Origin of the sequence: Lysinibacillus sp. BS3 (genome assembly GCF_039614735.1) — a bacterium.
In the GTDB taxonomy this organism is placed as follows: domain Bacteria; phylum Bacillota; class Bacilli; order Bacillales_A; family Planococcaceae; genus Lysinibacillus; species Lysinibacillus capsici.
Window position 1 is genome coordinate 2,876,621 of record NZ_CP154860.1, and the last position, 14,648, is coordinate 2,891,268.

The following is a 14,648-nucleotide window of genomic DNA, read 5'->3' on the forward strand; positions in this document are numbered from 1 at the left end:
TGCTGAATATTTGGTTAAAAAATTGGATATTTCTTTATTTTTTTACTTTATTGTTAGTCCAAATGGTGAAGCGATGTAAATTTGAATTTAAAATAGGAAACCTGTAAAATACGAACTGTTTAGCAATCTAAAAATCGTACGAAAATAAAAAATGGAAGGAGGGGTGGTATGGAGAAAAAACGTTTTAAATTTGTTATTCCTGTCATGGTGATTGTTGCCATTGGTTCTGTTTATATGCTACGAAACTACCATGCTGAGGTACCAGATGTTGAGCAATTATTAATTACCATATGTGCAGCTTTGGGATCAGGGGTATTAGCCTACTTTTTATTTCCACAGCAGGGTGATAATAAGATTGATGACAGAGGACCGTATTAATAGATTAAAAAAACTGCTCGTTTTCATTAAAACGAGCAGTCTTTTTATGGTTTAAACAGTTTAAACCAGCCTTTATGTTTAAAGACAGCCAACATAAAGATAACGATAATTATCATAATCCCAAGTACAATAAAATAGCTGTATTGCCCATGTAGCTCAGGCATGTTATCGAAATTCATCCCATACACACCAGCAATGAAGGTAAGTGGTATAAAGATAGTTGATACAATTGTTAAAGTCATCATAATGCCATTCATTCGGCTAGAACTCATAGCCATATAACTATCCCGCATGTCTGCTGTAAGCTCTCGATTAGATTCAACCATCTCTGTTAGCTTAAGTAGATGGTCGTAGATATCTCCAAAATAAGCTCTCTCCGACTTTTTTAGTGAGAAACGGTAAGAATTGAGAATGCGATATAAAAGATCACGCATTGGTAAAATAGTACGTCTTAAGTCAAGCAAGTCACTACGGAACTCGAAGACAATTTTCATGGCATTTACATTACTTTGGTATGTAAGTTCACCTTCTAAAGCATTTAGATGATCTTCAATTTTGTAAACGAGTGGAAAATAACTGTCAACAATTTTATCGATAGTTTGATACGTTAGGTATACAGTACCTCGCTCCCAATTCTTCGGTTGGTTTTCCAGCATCTTTTGCACCTTCTCTATCTCAGGGACAGGATTTTTATGGAAGGTTATAATGAATTTATTGGAGGCAAAAATATTAACCTCCTCCGCAGCTAACGTCTCTTCGTTTACCCGATGAATGACAAAGAAATGAAAATCATCATAAAAATCGAGCTTAGGACGCTGCAACCTCATTAAGCAATCTTCAATAGCGAGAGGGTGAAAGTGGAAAAATGTATCCAACAATGATTCCTCCTCGGCTGTAGGACAATTAAAATCAACCCAATACCATTCAAATTCTTGCTGATGTATCTCTTCTAATGGAAAATCCTTTAACAATTGTTGTTGCTTTGTAATGCCAATGGTGCTTATCACGGTTTTCACCTCAAATTATTTACTACAAAATAGTTAGCGCTCCTCTTTAAAGCATACCCAACCACCGAACAAAGTAGTGGCAAAAAATCTAGAAGGTTTAGTAAAACCCGCACTTTGTAAAAGTATTAAAATTTCTTCTTCACTCATAAAAGAAAGGGAACGAATGGATTTTTCCATCTCTGCTACATCGGATAAAGAAAGTCTAGTATGCTGTAGCCAATAAGAACGCCATAAATCAAATTGTAGTTCTGTTTCTAAAGAGCCTAGCTGACCATATTTTGAAACAAGGACAAATGGTGCTCCAGGTTTCAAATGTCTTGCTATTTCTGTTATTGTTTCGAGCTTTTCTTTATAATCATGAATAAAATGCAAGACGAGAACACAACTTGCCGCATCATACTGAGTAGAGGGCAGCGAAGCATCAAGTATTGTAGCCTGATGGAATGACATATCATTAGGAAGAGTGAGTAAACGCTCTTTAGCTATAGTAAGCATGGATTCTGATGGATCAATGCCAGTGAATGACCAGTGAGGTCTTCCTTCTGCAAGCTGTATAATTTCATTGCCACTTCCTGCTCCCACGACTAGCATGTTAGCATTTTCTGATAGCCTAGAATGATAAAAAGTTTGTATTAAACGTAGCATGGCATCATAACTAGGCAATGTACGGCGAATACCCTTTTCATATTCATTTGCTAATGTGTTGTTAAATTCCAACGCTCCTCACAGCCTTTCAAAAAAATTTTAAAAAATCTTTCTTAATGTGAAACTATTACGGGTATAGTTCCGTAAATAGTAGTACATAAAACATAGAATAAAGTTCAAAGAAAGGGTTGATATATATGGAGACTAAATGGTCTAAAGTAATCATACACGCAAGTGCATTTTTTGCGCCATGGTTAGTGCCCATTATTTTCTTTTTAATTAGTTCGGATGAGGAAGTAAAGGCAATTTCTATTCAAGCACTGCTATTCCAAATTGTCATGGGTGTTTTAATTGCTATCTCTGTTGGTTTAAGCTTTGTCCTTATTGGCTTACCATTTTTAATCATTTTCGGCATTATGGTATTTGTGGTACCGATCATCGGTATCGTAAAAGCATTGTCTGATGAACCTTGGCGTTATCCAATTGTTGGTCGCTGGGTATAATTTTCATAGACGCAAGTATATGCTAGTTGCATATGCTTGCGTTTTTTCTATGACGAATAAGGGTACATTAGGTGTATAAGGAAATTATTAAACCGTAAACAAATGATCGAAAAAGGGCTCTTTTCGGCTCTTAAAAAGCCTTTTTCAAGACTTTCCACTTTTCTATGGGCGAAATCATTGCAATTTTTTTCAAGCGTTTTGTATAATATACTCAAAGAAAGTCAAAGATAGTCAAAGTCAGTGAAGCAAGCGAGGTGTATTCCTAAAATGCGTAATATATCAGACATCATAGAGGGTTACTTAAAGCAAGTACTTGAATTAGGTGGAGAAGGGCATATTGAAATTAAACGTAGTGAAATCGCTGATAAATTTCAATGTGTACCATCACAAATAAATTATGTTATTAATACAAGATTTACTGCCGAGCGGGGTTACCTTGTTGAGAGCAAACGTGGTGGTGGTGGATACATTCGAATTTTACGTGTCCGCGCGAATTCACAGATTGATTTAATCGACGATGTTCTCAGGCAAATTGAAGGTGGGGCATCACAAACAATGGCAGAAGATTTGGTTTATCGACTCATTGATGAGCAGGTAATTTCCAAGCGAGAAGCGAAATTAATGTTAGCAGCAATTGATCGCTCCACGATCGACTTGCATCTCCCATTAAGAGATGTCATTCGATCAAAAATATTGCGAGCAATGCTGACAACAATAAAATATGAACAACAAAAATAGTGAGGTGATGGAAATGATATGCGAACATTGTAAACAACGTAATGCGACAGTTACAGTAACACAAGTTCAAAGTGGGCAAAAAGTAGAGCATCATTATTGTGACGTCTGCGCCTCACAATTCCATCCATTTCATGCAGAGTTTAAACAAGAGCCAGTATCTATTCAACAGTTATTGTCTAACTGGTTTGGCTCTCCTACATGGCAAAAGGTGGGGGAAAAACAACAGGTACAACCACAACAGCAAACATGCCCACAATGTGGATTTTCGTATAAGCAGTTTTTAAAAGAAGGAAAATTCGGGTGCCCAAGCTGTTATGACACATTTGGAGATCATTTGCCAAAGCTTTTTAATCGTATTCAGGCAGGTCCACAACACATTGGAAAAATGCCTGGTGCTCGCAGTAATGTGTATGTTATTAAAAAGCAAATAGAAGATATCCGCAAGCGTATGAAATCCGCCGTAGATGAGGAACAGTTTGAAGAAGCGGCGAAGCTACGTGATGAAGTTAAAGAGCTAGAGAAGCATCTACAATTTGAAGGTGGTGATGTGACATGATGATTGAATCATTTTTAGAGCGTGCGACACCAACTTGGATGCATATCAAAGATGATTACTCAGATATCGTCATTAGTACACGGATCCGCCTTGCACGAAATTTAGATGGCTATCGTTTTCCATTAGCGTTTTCAGAAAATGAGGCACTGCAAGTGGAACAGGCCGTTACACATGCTGTCAGCGATAGCCCAACTCTTCAAAATGATTATGCTTATTTTGCTATAAAGGATTTAACCCCTTTACAGCGTCAAATTCTTGTAGAAAAGCATTTGATTAGCCCGCAACTGGCTAAAAAAGAGCAAGTGGGCTCTATACTACTCTCTGAAGACGAATCCGTTAGCATTATGGTGAATGAAGAGGATCATTTACGCATTCAATGTATGACAGCAAGTTTTCAACTTCAAAGTGCTTATGAACAAGCAAATAAGATTGATCGTATCCTAGAGAAAGTATTACCGTATGCTTTTCGAGATACTTTTGGTTATTTAACAAGCTGTCCAACGAATATTGGTACGGGTCTACGAGCATCCGTCATGATGCATTTACCCGCTCTTACATTAACTGGGCAAATGAATCAAATTATAAATGCCATGACACGCTTAGGAATGACTGTAAGAGGTATATATGGTGAAGGAAGCGAAAATTTAGGGAATGTTTATCAAGTGTCTAACCAAATTACACTTGGGAAGACAGAGGAAGATATTTTAGCAGATATACAAAGTGTCGCTGAAAAGATTATTCAAAAAGAGCGGCATGCAAGAGGTAAATTAATGGAAAAGGCAGAGCTTGCGCTAGAAGATCGCGTATATCGAGCTTTAGGTACCCTTACACATGCAAGAATTTTAACAAGTGAGGAAGCTGCTACTTGCCTATCTAATGTTCGTTTAGGAGTAGATTTACAATTGATTGATGGTATACAAACAACGACCTTAAATGAATGTGTTGTTAGTATGCAACCAGGTTTTTTACAGCACTATGCAGGTGAGGCATTACCACCTGCTGAGCGGGATCGTGTACGAGCGGAGATGCTTCGTGAGACATTATCTCAAGAACATGCGAATAAGCCTATAAATGGGGAAAAAGGAGAGGATTTATATGATGTTTAATCGTTTTACACAACGCGCGCAAAAAGTATTACAGCTTGCTCAGGAAGAGGCTATTCGTTGGAAGCACGAATCTATCGGTACAGAGCATATTCTATTAGGGCTTATACGTGAAGGCGGCGGTATTGCTGCGAAAGCGTTAGAAGCCATTGATATTAGTCCTCAAATGATTGAAGCTGGCATTGAAGAATTAGTTGGTAAGGGCAAAGAAGATGTCGGTCCAATTGTTCATTATACACCAAGAGCTAAAAAAGTAATTGAATTATCTGTTGATGAGTCACGTAAACTAGGTCACTCCTATATCGGTACAGAGCATCTATTATTGGCGCTTATACGTGAAGGTGAGGGCGTGGCAGCTCGCGTTTTAAACAATGCGGGAGTCGGTTTAAATAAAGCTCGCCAGCAAGTATTATTGCTATTAGGTAATAATGATAATGCACAATCTGGTCAACAAGCAGCCCAAGCTGCCAATACACCAACATTAGATAGTCTAGCACGTGATTTAACACAAATTGCACGTGAAGGTACTTTAGACCCTGTTATTGGCCGAAGCAAGGAAATTACACGAGTTATTGAAGTTTTATCGCGTCGTACGAAAAATAACCCTGTATTGATTGGTGAGCCAGGTGTTGGTAAAACAGCGATTGCTGAAGGATTGGCACAGCAAATTATTAATAACGAAGTGCCAGAAATCCTTCGTGACAAACGTGTAATGACACTAGATATGGGGACAGTTGTTGCAGGTACAAAATATCGTGGAGAATTTGAAGATCGTTTGAAAAAAGTGATGGATGAAATTCGCCAAGCAGGCAACATCATTTTATTTATTGACGAATTGCATACATTAATTGGTGCGGGTGGTGCTGAAGGTGCGATTGATGCATCAAATATCTTAAAACCATCTTTAGCACGTGGGGAGCTTCAATGTATTGGTGCCACAACACTTGATGAGTACCGCAAGTACATTGAAAAGGATGCGGCCTTAGAGCGTCGTTTCCAACCAATCCAAGTGGATGAGCCGACAGTGGAAGAGGCTATTCTAATTATTCAAGGCTTACGTGATCGTTATGAAGCACATCACCGTGTGAAAATTACAGATGAAGCCATTGAAGCAGCGGCAAAAATGAGTGATAGATATATTTCTGATCGATTCTTACCAGATAAAGCGATTGACTTAATCGATGAAGCAGGTTCTAAAGTACGCTTACGCTCATTCGCAGTACCACCAAACTTAAAGGCGCTTGAGGATAAGCTTGAAAATGTTCGTTCTGAAAAAAATGCAGCCGTATCAGGTCAAGAATTTGAAAAGGCAGCAGCGCTAAGAGATACAGAGCAAAAGCTGAAGGATGAAATTGAAGCTACTCGAAAAAATTGGAAAGAAGAGCAAGGTAAAGCCGAATCTAAAGTGACTGTGGATGATGTAGCAGCAGTTGTATCAATGTGGACAGGAATCCCAGTAGCTAAAATTGCTTCTGAAGAATCTTCGAAGTTATTACAGCTTGAAGAAGAGTTACACAAACGTGTAGTAGGGCAAGGAGAAGCAGTAGAAGCGATTTCTCGTGCAATACGTCGTGCAAGAGCAGGCTTAAAAGATCCAAAACGACCAATTGGCTCATTTATCTTCTTAGGACCTACAGGCGTTGGTAAAACAGAGCTTGCAAGAGCACTTGCTGAGGTAATGTTTGGCGATGAGGATGCGATGATTCGTGTTGACATGTCCGAGTACATGGAGAAACATTCGACTTCTCGTTTAGTAGGTTCACCTCCGGGCTATGTAGGCTTCGATGATGGTGGCCAACTGACAGAGAAAGTTCGCCGTAAGCCATATTCAGTCGTTTTATTAGATGAAATTGAAAAGGCACACCCTGATGTATTCAATATTCTATTGCAAGTGCTTGAAGATGGTCGTTTAACAGACTCTAAGGGACGTGTAGTAGACTTCCGCAATACAGTGGTCATTATGACTTCAAACGTTGGTGCGGATGCATTAAAATACCAAAAGAACCTTGGTTTCAATGTAGGTGGTGCAGAGTCTAAGCATAAAGACATGAAGGGTACGATGTTAGAAGAATTGAAAAAAGCATTCCGTCCAGAATTCTTAAACCGTATCGATGAAATGATTGTCTTCCACGCATTAGAAAAAGAGCACTTAAAAGAAATCATTGCGATGATGGGCAATGCTTTAACAAAACGCTTGCAAGAGCAAGACATTTCGTTAGAGCTGACTGATGCAGCACTTGAAAAAATTGCTGAAGAAGGCTATGACCCTCAATATGGTGCTCGTCCTCTACGTCGTGCATTACAAAAACAAGTAGAGGATCGATTATCAGAAGAATTACTAAAGGGTAATGTAGAAAAAGGTAATCAGGTTGTCATTGATTACGTAAACGATGAGTTTGTTGTAAAGAAAAAAGAGGGAGTTTCCATCTCTAAATAATTTCAAGAAAAGACAGTAAGGCTTTAAGTGCCAAGCTGTCTTTTTTTCTGTACAATTAAGGATAAGAACAAATATTCGAGGTGAAAGCAATTTGGCAAAGAAAAAAACGAAATTTGTATGTTCAGGCTGTGGCTATGAATCTGCTAAATGGATGGGAAGATGCCCTGGGTGTGGTGAATGGAATAAAATGGTGGAAGAAGTAGAAATGGTTGCAAAAGGCCCACGTGGAGCATTTCAACATTCTGCTACAGTTACTCAAAAGGCAATCCCGATTATCCAAGTGGAAGCTACTGAAGAATCGCGCGTAGCAACAGAAATGGGCGAACTCAATCGTGTATTAGGCGGTGGCATTGTACCTGGTTCTCTAGTATTAATTGGGGGTGATCCTGGAATAGGGAAATCAACATTACTATTACAGGTTTCCGCATTACTCTCGAATAAAGGGCATCGCGTACTTTATATTTCTGGAGAGGAATCTATTCGTCAAACGAAATTACGAGCAGAGCGTTTAGGAGTGATTTCTCAAGAGCTTTACATATACTCTGAAACAAACCTAGAGTTTTTAAACCAAACCATTGATGAAGTACAACCTAAATTTGTCATCGTCGATTCCATACAAACGGTTTTTCATCCAGAAGTAACAAGCGCCCCAGGTAGTGTCTCACAGGTTCGTGAATGTACAGCTGAGCTGATGCGAATCGCTAAAACAAAAGGTATTGCTATTTTTCTAGTAGGGCATGTCACAAAAGAGGGACAAATTGCAGGGCCACGTATTTTAGAGCATATGGTGGATACTGTACTGTACTTTGAAGGGGAGAGACATCATAATCATCGTATTTTACGAAGCCAAAAAAACCGCTTCGGATCTACAAATGAAATTGCTATATTTGAAATGCTTCAAGGTGGGTTAAAGGAAGTTCTAAACCCTTCTGAGTTATTTTTACAGGAGCGTTCACAAGGTGCGGCGGGGTCAACTATTGTAGCCTCAATGGAGGGGACAAGGCCAATCCTTGTTGAAATTCAATCCTTAGTTACGCCTACGAGCTTTAACTATCCTAAACGTATGGCCACAGGTGTAGATCAAAACCGAGTACAATTGCTAATGGCTGTACTAGAAAAGCGTATGGGTCTCATGCTACAAGCTCAGGATGCATATATTAAAGTTGCTGGTGGTGTCAAGCTGGATGAGCCAGCAATAGATTTAGCGGTGTTGACAAGCATTGTATCTAGTTTTAAGGATCAGGCAGTGCGTGCAACGGATTGCTTTATTGGTGAGGTCGGACTGACAGGTGAGGTCCGTCGGGTATCACGTATAGAACAGCGAGTCATTGAAGCGGCGAAGCTTGGATTTAAAAGAGCTTTCATTCCTTCTTCGAATATTGGTGGTTGGGAATTTCCGCAGGGAATTGAAATTGTTGGTGTAGAAACGATAAAAGATGCACTAAATGCATGCTTTAGAGAGTTATAAAGGAGGTTGTGCATGTTGGATATTATTCTGACATGCATTTTCCTTCATTTTTGATGCTAATATCGGAAACTCAAATAAAAGAATAATCGTCCTAAATAATAGCTGATGAATGAATAAAGGATTTTCATCTAGTACGAACAAAATAGAAGTTTGTAAAATTTTGTCTAACTATCTTATCCTTGTTTCACACATCAAAAATAATGAGATTTTGACTGAGCTCATGAAAGATTTTCTACCGTAAACTATGTATAATCTTAACTAACAATTAGGAGGTGACAGCTTGTGAAAAAATTTGTTCAAATTGCGTTTTTACTGATTGGAGGAGCATTGGGCCTTGTTTTCTTACCGCCATTATACGAATTGCTTCATTTATCATCTAATCCTTGGCTAGATAATCCTTATGTATCAGTAGCTCTAGGCGCACTTTTACTGTTTACACTATCTTTTGCATTTTCCGATTACTTTGTAAGGCTCATTAGCTGGATGGAAGAAGTTCTGTTTAAGGTTCCTATCGGAGATTTATTATTTGGTACGTTTGGTTTAATAATTGGGTTGATTGTCGCTTACTTTTTAGGCTTTGCCATTGATAGTGTACCATTCCCTGTTATTTCGGAAGTACTTCCAATTATCCTGTCATTTGTATTAGGGTATTTAGGATTCCGTCTAGGTTTTAGAAAAAGAGATGAGCTCATACAGCTTTTTACATTACGTAGTACCAATACGAAGAAAAAAGCTGCTGAAGGTGCTGAAGCTCAAGAGGTTCGTGGAAGCTACAAACTGCTAGATACAAGTGTAATTATTGATGGTCGTATTGCTGATATTTCTGAAACAGGCTTCATTGAGGGTATATTAGTTGTACCTCAATTTGTGCTCACAGAGCTTCAGCATATAGCTGATTCATCTGATACCTTAAAGCGCACAAGAGGTCGGCGTGGTTTAGATATTTTAAAAAAATTACAAGATGAGCGTAAGACAAAAGTTGAAATTACGGACGAGGATTTTGAAGATGTACAAGAGGTAGATTTAAAGCTTGTCCGTCTTGCAAAAAAAATGGGCAATGATACATGCATCGTTACCAATGATTTTAACCTGAATAAAGTCTGTGAGCTCCATCATGTAAAAGTGTTAAATATCAATGATTTAGCGAATGCAGTGAAACCTGTAGTTATACCAGGTGAAGATATGCAGGTTGTGGTTATAAAGGATGGCAAAGAGCATAACCAAGGAGTTGCCTATTTAGATGATGGTACGATGATTGTGGTTGAAGGTGGTCGTAGTTACATCGGACAGGCAATTACAGTTACAGTTACTAGTGTGCTGCAAACATCAGCAGGTCGTATGATATTTGCTAAGCCGAAGGACGATTAGGATGTGGGGAAATGCAATATGAAGTGGTTCTACCTGCTGCCGGAAGTGGGAAGCGTATGGGTGCAGGGCAAAATAAATTATTTTTAAAGCTTTTAGAGAAACCTATTCTGGTACACACGCTAGAAGTGTTTCAACAAGATCCCGCTTGCACAGGTATTTGGCTCGCTGTAAAACCAGAAGAGCGTGGATTTATTCAAAAAATGCTAGAGGACTATAGGATTACCAAAGTGAAGGGTTTACCTGATGGGGGTGCTGAGCGACAGCATTCGGTTCATTCTTGCATGAAAGAGATGCAACAGGTAGATATTGTGCTTGTCCATGACGCAGCACGCCCGTTTATTACGCATGATATCATTGCAAAGCTTGTACAGAACGCGCATCATCATGGTGCAGCAATTGCAGGGGTTCGTGCGAAAGATACGATGAAAAAAGTATCAATGAATGGCATTATAGAGGAAACGGTTGATCGAGAAAGCCTTTGGATGGTGCAAACTCCACAAGCATTCCGTTTTGAATTAATTATGGAAGCGGAGGACGTAGCTGAAAAAGTAGGTTTTCTTGGGACAGATGAGGCAATGCTAATGGAGCGTCTCGGACATCAGGTACACATCGTAGAAAGTAGTTATGAAAATGTAAAAATGACAACACAAGAAGACTTAGTATTTGGTGAGGCAATCTTGCGTAAGCGTGGATCATTCAATCATTAGGAAATATTATTTATAGAGGCTATTCATTCGTAGTTTGTTAAGGATGGATAGTCTTTTTTATTTGTTTTGTTTGGGAAAAATTATATGGTCAGAATGCCTTATTGCTTCGTAATCTGTTCATCCATATATGTATGATAATAATGACATAACTGCTAGTCGAATTAGAAACGAAGGCGTAGAAGAGAATAAAAAGTTGGAATGCTCCAATAAAGTGGATTTTATCCATGTGTGATCGTTTTACGTGTAAAATGAAATAGTGGATATATGATTAATAAGGTAATAGAATAGATGAAAAGATGTGAGGGGTGTTTATTGTGTCATTAAATGATTGGTTAAATCAAAAGGTTCCAGAAATTACAGGTTCATTAACTAGTATAAATAAACAGTACATCGACGTTGACAACTCAATAGGCTTTGATGGACGAGATCGGGTTATAAAAATAATAGATAATTTCCATGAGGTGCTGTTTCCTGGCATTTATATGACAAGACCTATTGATGAAACAAGGGTGAACGTAGTTTGCAGTAATAAGCTGCGTGAAACAGCATTAGATTTGCGGGATATTATCGAAAAAGTATTATTTTATAATATGGAGGATAGTGATCCTGCCAATTGCGAGAAGTATTGCCGTGAACAAGCAGACAAAATTGTTATGAATTTGATTAATCGATTTCCTGCCATTCGCCAAGTGCTACAAACAGATATTCAAGCGGCATATAATGGTGACCCAGCAGCTCTTTCCACAGAGGAAATTTTGCTAAGCTATCCATCTATTGTGGCTGTTTATATTCACCGCATCGCACATGAGTTATACGAAATGGGTGTACAAATTGTGCCTCGAATTATGTCAGAATATGCGCACCGATTAACGGGTATCGATATTCATCCAGGGGCTACAATAGGAGAATCATTCTTTATTGACCACGGAACAGGTGTAGTTATCGGTGAAACTTGTACTATCGGTAAGAATGTAAAAATTTATCAAGGTGTAACATTAGGTGCACTAAGCTTCCCATTAGATGAAAATGGTAATCCAATTAAGGGCATTAAGCGTCATCCGAATATTGCCGACAATGTTGTCATTTATGCTGGTGCTACTATCTTAGGGGGCGAGACGACGATTGGGCACGATTCCGTTTTAGGAAGTAATATTTGGCTAACACACTCTGTTCCCCCTTATTCACGTGTTTATAATTCACAGCCATCTCCGAATATTAGCAACAGTCAAATGAAAAATATAGAGTATCATATTTAAAGAATGTGGGGCAGTCTAGAGAGTGTAGCTTTCTAAACTGCCCATTACTGCTATAGGAGGATAATTATTAAAGCGCTTTTCAAACAACCTAGGGCAAATTTTGATATGATAATGATAAATATTAATTAAAGGAAGATGAATATGTTTCGAATTGGACAAGGTTTTGACGTACATGCATTTGAAGAAGGTCGTCCATTAATTATTGGTGGCATTACCATTCCGCATGAAAAAGGACTAGTAGGACATTCAGATGCGGATGTTCTCTTACACACTGTCACAGATGCGGCTCTAGGAGCAATTGGAGAAGGGGATATTGGCCGTCATTTTCCAGATACAGACCCTGCATTTAAGGACGCGGACTCAGCAAAATTATTAGAGTACATTTGGAAGATTGTTGAGGATAAGGGTTATTCTCTAGGTAATGTCGATTGTACCATTATGGCACAGCGTCCTAAAATGGCACCCTATATTGGACAGATGCAACAACGTATCGCCGAATTATTACATGCAGAGCCTTCACAGGTAAATGTTAAAGCAACTACAACTGAACGATTAGGTTTTACAGGTCGCGAGGAAGGTATTGCGGCAATGGCAACAATTCTATTGATCAAGAAATAAATGTGGATGAACCCCGCTTTTATTTCCTGTAACAGAGTGGTAAAATGAACAAAGTCAATTTTTGATCGAAAATTTAGGAGGCTTTTAATATGACGAAAGAAGTTCGCGTTCGTTACGCGCCATCTCCAACAGGTTATTTACATATCGGTGGAGCGCGTACAGCATTATTCAATTATTTATATGCAAAACATCATAACGGTAAATTCATTGTACGTATTGAAGATACGGATATTGAACGTAATGTAGAGGGCGGAGAAGCATCTCAGCTAGATAACCTAAAATGGTTAGGTATTGAATATGATGAGTCCATTGATATTGGTGGACCTTATGCGCCTTATCGTCAAATGGAACGTCTTGATATTTATAAAGAGCACGCTGAAAAACTATTAGAGCAAGGTGTAGCCTACAAGTGTTTCTGTTCTTCTGAAAAGCTTGAAGCATCTCGTGAAGAACAAAAAGCAAGAGGTGTAGCTGCTCCTACTTATGATGGTACATGTCGCCACTTATCAGCAGATGAAATCGCTGCTAAAGAAGCGGCAGGTGAGCCATACACAATCCGTATGCGTGTACCTGAAAGTGTAACATACGAATTTGAAGATTTAGTTCGTGGACAAGTTACCTTTGAGTCTAAAGATATTGGTGATTGGGTGCTTGTAAAAGCAAATGGTATTCCAACATATAACTATGCGGTTGTTTTAGATGATCACTTTATGGAAATCTCTCACGTTTTCCGCGGTGAGGAGCATTTATCGAATACACCAAAGCAAATGATGATTTTTGATGCATTTGGTTGGGAATATCCACGCTTTGGACATATGACATTAATTATTAACGAAAACCGTAAAAAACTATCTAAGCGTGATGAATCGATTATTCAATTTGTTACGCAATATAAAGATTTAGGTTATCTTCCTGAAGCGATGTTTAACTTCTTTGCGCTACTCGGTTGGTCTCCAGAGGGAGAAGAAGAGATTTTCTCAAAAGAAGAATTTATCAAAATGTTTGATGAAAAACGTCTTTCAAAATCACCATCTATGTTCGATAAACAAAAGCTAACATGGATGAATAATCAATATATTAAAAAGTTGTCTTTGGAAGAAGTGGTAGCATTATCTTTACCACATCTACAAAAAGCAGGCTTATTACCTGAAGAACTTACTGCAGAGCAACATGCTTGGGCGACGGATTTAATCGCACTTTATCATGACCAAATGAGCTTTGGTGCAGAAATTGTCGAATTATCTAGCCTATTCTTTAACGACCATATTGAATATGATGAAGAAGCAAAAGAGGTTTTAGCAGGAGAGCAAGTACCTGAAGTAATGGCGGCATTTAAAGCACAATTGGAAGAGCTAGAAGAGTTTACACCAGATGCGGTAAAAGCTGCGATTAAAGCTGTACAAAAGACAACTGGTCATAAAGGTAAAAATCTGTTCATGCCAATCCGTGTTGTGACAACAGGTGAAACACATGGACCAGAGTTGCCGAACGCCATTTGTTTAATTGGTAAAGAGAAAGCAATTGACCGTGTAGAAAAATTTGCACAATAAAGATAAATTTATTGACAATTCATTCTTTCGTTGTAAAATGTATTTACATTGAAAAAGCGTTGATAAGGAGAAGTAAGTGGCGCATGCTCTTAAGAGAGGACCATCATCGGCTGAAAGTGGTCTGAGCCTAGGCAAAACTGAAATGCACCTTTGAGCATAAAGCTGAACGAGAGTAGGCTTTATCGAGTCATCCCCGTTAATGGATGTCCAAAGTGGAAGGCTTTTTGTCTTCAATCAGAGTGGAACCACGCAAATCGAGCGTCTCTGTCATTCCTTTTAGGAGTGATAGAGGCGCTTTTTTTATTCAACAGAAA

The 14,648-nt window shown here is 38.6% G+C and carries 14 protein-coding genes and 1 other annotated feature; of the genes, 12 read left to right on the forward strand and 2 right to left on the reverse strand.

Annotated elements, in window-relative coordinates; genetic code table 11:
* Positions 1 to 168: 168 nt before the first annotated feature.
* Positions 169 to 378 carry a hypothetical protein gene (locus AAJG31_RS14105; protein WP_048395528.1) on the forward strand — a complete coding sequence of 70 codons (210 nt, stop codon included), beginning with the start codon at positions 169 to 171 and terminating at the stop codon, positions 376 to 378.
* Positions 379 to 422: 44 nt separating this feature from the next.
* Here AAJG31_RS14105 and corA read toward each other — a convergent pair whose 3' ends face one another.
* Together corA and AAJG31_RS14115 are read right to left on the reverse strand one after the other, a co-directional pair.
* Positions 423 to 1,385 (reverse strand): magnesium/cobalt transporter CorA, encoded by a 963-nt coding sequence (gene corA / locus AAJG31_RS14110; protein WP_048395530.1) that lies wholly within the window; start codon positions 1,383 to 1,385, stop codon positions 423 to 425.
* Between the two features lie 33 nt (positions 1,386 to 1,418).
* Positions 1,419 to 2,102, reverse strand: coding sequence for a class I SAM-dependent methyltransferase (locus AAJG31_RS14115; protein ID WP_054548954.1), 684 nt, complete (start codon positions 2,100 to 2,102; stop codon positions 1,419 to 1,421).
* A gap of 125 nt (positions 2,103 to 2,227) precedes the next feature.
* On the opposite strand from AAJG31_RS14115, the gene AAJG31_RS14120 reads away from it, so the two are divergent.
* The 11 genes from AAJG31_RS14120 (at position 2,228) to gltX (ending at position 14,334) form a co-directional block, all read left to right on the forward strand.
* Entirely contained in the window at positions 2,228 to 2,533 is a 306-nt protein-coding gene (locus AAJG31_RS14120) for a DUF4870 domain-containing protein (RefSeq protein ID WP_048395538.1), read from the forward strand.
* Positions 2,534 to 2,800: 267 nt separating this feature from the next.
* Positions 2,801 to 3,271 (forward strand): CtsR family transcriptional regulator, encoded by a 471-nt coding sequence (locus tag AAJG31_RS14125; RefSeq protein WP_004233573.1) that lies wholly within the window; start codon positions 2,801 to 2,803, stop codon positions 3,269 to 3,271.
* Between the two features lie 13 nt (positions 3,272 to 3,284).
* Positions 3,285 to 3,827 (forward strand): UvrB/UvrC motif-containing protein, encoded by a 543-nt coding sequence (locus tag AAJG31_RS14130; RefSeq protein WP_004233574.1) that lies wholly within the window; start codon positions 3,285 to 3,287, stop codon positions 3,825 to 3,827.
* On the forward strand, positions 3,824 to 4,933 hold the full coding sequence (locus AAJG31_RS14135) for a protein arginine kinase (RefSeq protein WP_048395539.1): 1,110 nt from the start codon (positions 3,824 to 3,826) through the stop codon (positions 4,931 to 4,933). Before AAJG31_RS14130 ends, AAJG31_RS14135 begins: the two co-directional genes overlap by 4 nt.
* On the forward strand, positions 4,923 to 7,367 hold the full coding sequence (locus AAJG31_RS14140) for an ATP-dependent Clp protease ATP-binding subunit (protein WP_048395540.1): 2,445 nt from the start codon (positions 4,923 to 4,925) through the stop codon (positions 7,365 to 7,367). Before AAJG31_RS14135 ends, AAJG31_RS14140 begins: the two co-directional genes overlap by 11 nt.
* Positions 7,368 to 7,458: 91 nt before the next feature.
* Positions 7,459 to 8,835 (forward strand): DNA repair protein RadA, encoded by a 1,377-nt coding sequence (gene radA / locus AAJG31_RS14145; protein WP_004233577.1) that lies wholly within the window; start codon positions 7,459 to 7,461, stop codon positions 8,833 to 8,835.
* Between the two features lie 282 nt (positions 8,836 to 9,117).
* Positions 9,118 to 10,203 carry a PIN/TRAM domain-containing protein gene (locus AAJG31_RS14150; protein ID WP_004233578.1) on the forward strand — a complete coding sequence of 362 codons (1,086 nt, stop codon included), beginning with the start codon at positions 9,118 to 9,120 and terminating at the stop codon, positions 10,201 to 10,203.
* An 11-nt stretch (positions 10,204 to 10,214) separates the two neighbouring features.
* Positions 10,215 to 10,910: a 2-C-methyl-D-erythritol 4-phosphate cytidylyltransferase gene (gene ispD / locus AAJG31_RS14155; RefSeq protein WP_048395541.1), complete on the forward strand. Its 696-nt coding sequence runs from the start codon at positions 10,215 to 10,217 to the stop codon at positions 10,908 to 10,910.
* Between the two features lie 314 nt (positions 10,911 to 11,224).
* The gene (epsC, locus tag AAJG31_RS14160) at positions 11,225 to 12,166 is read left to right on the forward strand and encodes a serine O-acetyltransferase EpsC (RefSeq protein ID WP_004233580.1); all 942 of its coding nucleotides are present in this window, start codon (positions 11,225 to 11,227) and stop codon (positions 12,164 to 12,166) included.
* 141 nt (positions 12,167 to 12,307) lie between these two features.
* On the forward strand, positions 12,308 to 12,784 hold the full coding sequence (ispF, locus tag AAJG31_RS14165; protein ID WP_004233581.1) for a 2-C-methyl-D-erythritol 2,4-cyclodiphosphate synthase: 477 nt from the start codon (positions 12,308 to 12,310) through the stop codon (positions 12,782 to 12,784).
* Between the two features lie 89 nt (positions 12,785 to 12,873).
* Positions 12,874 to 14,334, forward strand: coding sequence for a glutamate--tRNA ligase (gene gltX, locus AAJG31_RS14170; RefSeq protein ID WP_279493456.1), 1,461 nt, complete (start codon positions 12,874 to 12,876; stop codon positions 14,332 to 14,334).
* 50 nt (positions 14,335 to 14,384) lie between these two features.
* Positions 14,385 to 14,603: a binding site (T-box leader), on the forward strand.
* The last annotated feature ends 45 nt before the right edge of the window (positions 14,604 to 14,648 follow it).

What these genes read in the sequence shown, in the direction of transcription:
- AAJG31_RS14105 (WP_048395528.1), top strand. Translation starts at nt 169, where the DNA reads ATGGAGAAAAAACGTTTTAAATTTGTTATTCCTGTCATGGTGATTGTT.
- AAJG31_RS14120 (WP_048395538.1), top strand. Translation starts at nt 2,228, where the DNA reads ATGGAGACTAAATGGTCTAAAGTAATCATACACGCAAGTGCATTTTTT.
- AAJG31_RS14125 (WP_004233573.1), top strand. Translation starts at nt 2,801, where the DNA reads ATGCGTAATATATCAGACATCATAGAGGGTTACTTAAAGCAAGTACTT.
- gltX (WP_279493456.1), top strand. Translation starts at nt 12,874, where the DNA reads ATGACGAAAGAAGTTCGCGTTCGTTACGCGCCATCTCCAACAGGTTAT.
- ispF (WP_004233581.1), top strand. Translation starts at nt 12,308, where the DNA reads ATGTTTCGAATTGGACAAGGTTTTGACGTACATGCATTTGAAGAAGGT.
- AAJG31_RS14135 (WP_048395539.1), top strand. Translation starts at nt 3,824, where the DNA reads ATGATGATTGAATCATTTTTAGAGCGTGCGACACCAACTTGGATGCAT.
- AAJG31_RS14130 (WP_004233574.1), top strand. Translation starts at nt 3,285, where the DNA reads ATGATATGCGAACATTGTAAACAACGTAATGCGACAGTTACAGTAACA.
- AAJG31_RS14140 (WP_048395540.1), top strand. Translation starts at nt 4,923, where the DNA reads ATGATGTTTAATCGTTTTACACAACGCGCGCAAAAAGTATTACAGCTT.
- ispD (WP_048395541.1), top strand. Translation starts at nt 10,215, where the DNA reads ATGCAATATGAAGTGGTTCTACCTGCTGCCGGAAGTGGGAAGCGTATG.